Source organism: Burkholderia pseudomultivorans (assembly GCF_902499075.1).
Classification (GTDB): Bacteria; Pseudomonadota; Gammaproteobacteria; order Burkholderiales; family Burkholderiaceae; genus Burkholderia; species Burkholderia pseudomultivorans.
In genome coordinates this window covers 1-1,736 of sequence record NZ_CABVPP010000128.1, presented here as the reverse complement: position 1 = coordinate 1,736, position 1,736 = coordinate 1, and the positions used below count along the sequence as shown (strand labels likewise).

Genomic DNA, 1,736 nt, shown 5'->3' with positions numbered 1-1,736 from the left:
GAGGTGAAGAACGCGGTGATCGGCCACGGCTCGAAGGCGAACCACCTCACCTACATCGGCGACGCCGACATCGGCGCGCGCGTGAACATCGGCGCGGGCACGATCACCTGCAACTACGACGGCGCGAACAAGTTCCGCACCGTGATCGAGGACGACGTGTTCGTCGGCTCCGACACGCAGCTCGTCGCGCCGGTGCGCGTCGGCCGCGGCGTGACGATCGCGGCCGGCACGACGGTCTGGAAGGACGTCGCCGACGGCATGCTGGCGTTGAACGAGAAGACGCAGACCGCGAAGAGCGGCTACGTCCGCCCGGTCAAGAAGAAAAGCTGAACCTTTTGCGGGCGCCCGTGCGGCGCCCGCGTCGACTTACAGGATTGTCCATTCATGTGCGGCATTGTCGGCGCAGTTGCGCAGCGTAATATCGTTCCGGTGCTGATCGAAGGATTGCGGCGCCTCGAATACCGTGGCTACGATTCGTGCGGCGTCGCCGTGCTCGAACCGAACGGCCCCCAGCGTGCACGCAGCGTCGCGCGCGTCGCCGATCTCGACGCGCAGGTGCGCGAATCGCACCTCGAAGGCACGACCGGTGTCGCGCACACGCGCTGGGCGACGCACGGCGCGCCCGTCACGCACAACGCGCATCCGATCTTCTCGTCCGGCGCGCTCGCGCTCGTGCACAACGGCATCATCGAGAACTTCGAGCCGCTGCGCGAAACGCTGCGCGCGAAGGGCTACGAATTCGTGTCGCAGACCGACACCGAAGTGATCGCGCACCTCGTGCACAGCCTGTATCGCGGCGACCTGTTCGAGGCCGTGCGCGAAGCGGTGCAGCAACTGCACGGCGCCTACGCGATCGCGGTGATCCACAAGGACCAGCCGCATACCGTCGTCGGCGCGCGCCAGGGTTCGCCGCTCGTCGTCGGCCACGGCGACGGCGAGAACTTCCTCGCGTCCGACGCGCTCGCGCTGGCGGGCAGCACCGACCGCTTCACGTTCCTCGAGGAAGGCGACATGTGCGAGCTGTCGCTCGACGGCGTGAAGATCGTCGATCGCCACGGCGCGCTCGCGCAGCGCGAGATCCGCGTGGTCAGCGCATACGGCGGCGCGGTCGAGCTCGGCCCCTATCGCCACTTCATGCAGAAGGAAATCTTCGAGCAGCCGCGCGCGATCGGCGATACGGTGCCGCACACCGAAACGTTCGACGCGTCGCTGTTCGGCGACGCCGCGGCCGCCGCGTTCGCGGACATCGACAGCCTGCTGATCCTCGCGTGCGGCACCAGCTACTACTCGGGCCTGACCGCGAAGTACTGGCTCGAATCGATCGCGAAGATCCCGACCCAGGTCGAGATCGCGAGCGAATACCGCTACCGCGAGTCGGTGCCGAACCCGCGCCAGCTCGTGCTGGTGATTTCGCAGTCGGGCGAGACCGCCGACACGCTCGCGGCGCTCAAGCATGCGCAGTCGCTCGGCCACACGCATACGCTCGCGGTCTGCAACGTCGCGACGAGCGCGATGGTGCGCCTGACCGAGATGCAGTTCCTGACGCACGCGGGCACCGAGATCGGCGTCGCGTCGACGAAGGCGTTCACGACCCAGCTCGTCGCGCTGTTCGTGCTGGCCGCGACGCTCGGCAAGCTGCGCGGGCACGTCGACGCCGCTCAGGAAGCGGAATTCCTGAAGCAGCTGCGCCACCTGCCGGCCGCGCTGAACAGCGTGCTCGCGCTGGAGCCGCAGAT

2 protein-coding genes are annotated in these 1,736 nt (G+C 67.9%); both read left to right on the top strand.

Annotated elements, in window-relative coordinates; all coding sequences use genetic code 11:
• Positions 1-330, top strand: a 330-nt coding sequence (locus tag BST28156_RS34440; RefSeq protein WP_302478111.1) for a DapH/DapD/GlmU-related protein, incomplete at its 5' end; no start/stop codon positions are given.
• Positions 331-384: 54 nt separating this feature from the next.
• On the top strand, positions 385-1,736 hold a 1,352-nt coding region (glmS, locus tag BST28156_RS34435; RefSeq protein WP_174904574.1), incomplete at its 3' end, for a glutamine--fructose-6-phosphate transaminase (isomerizing).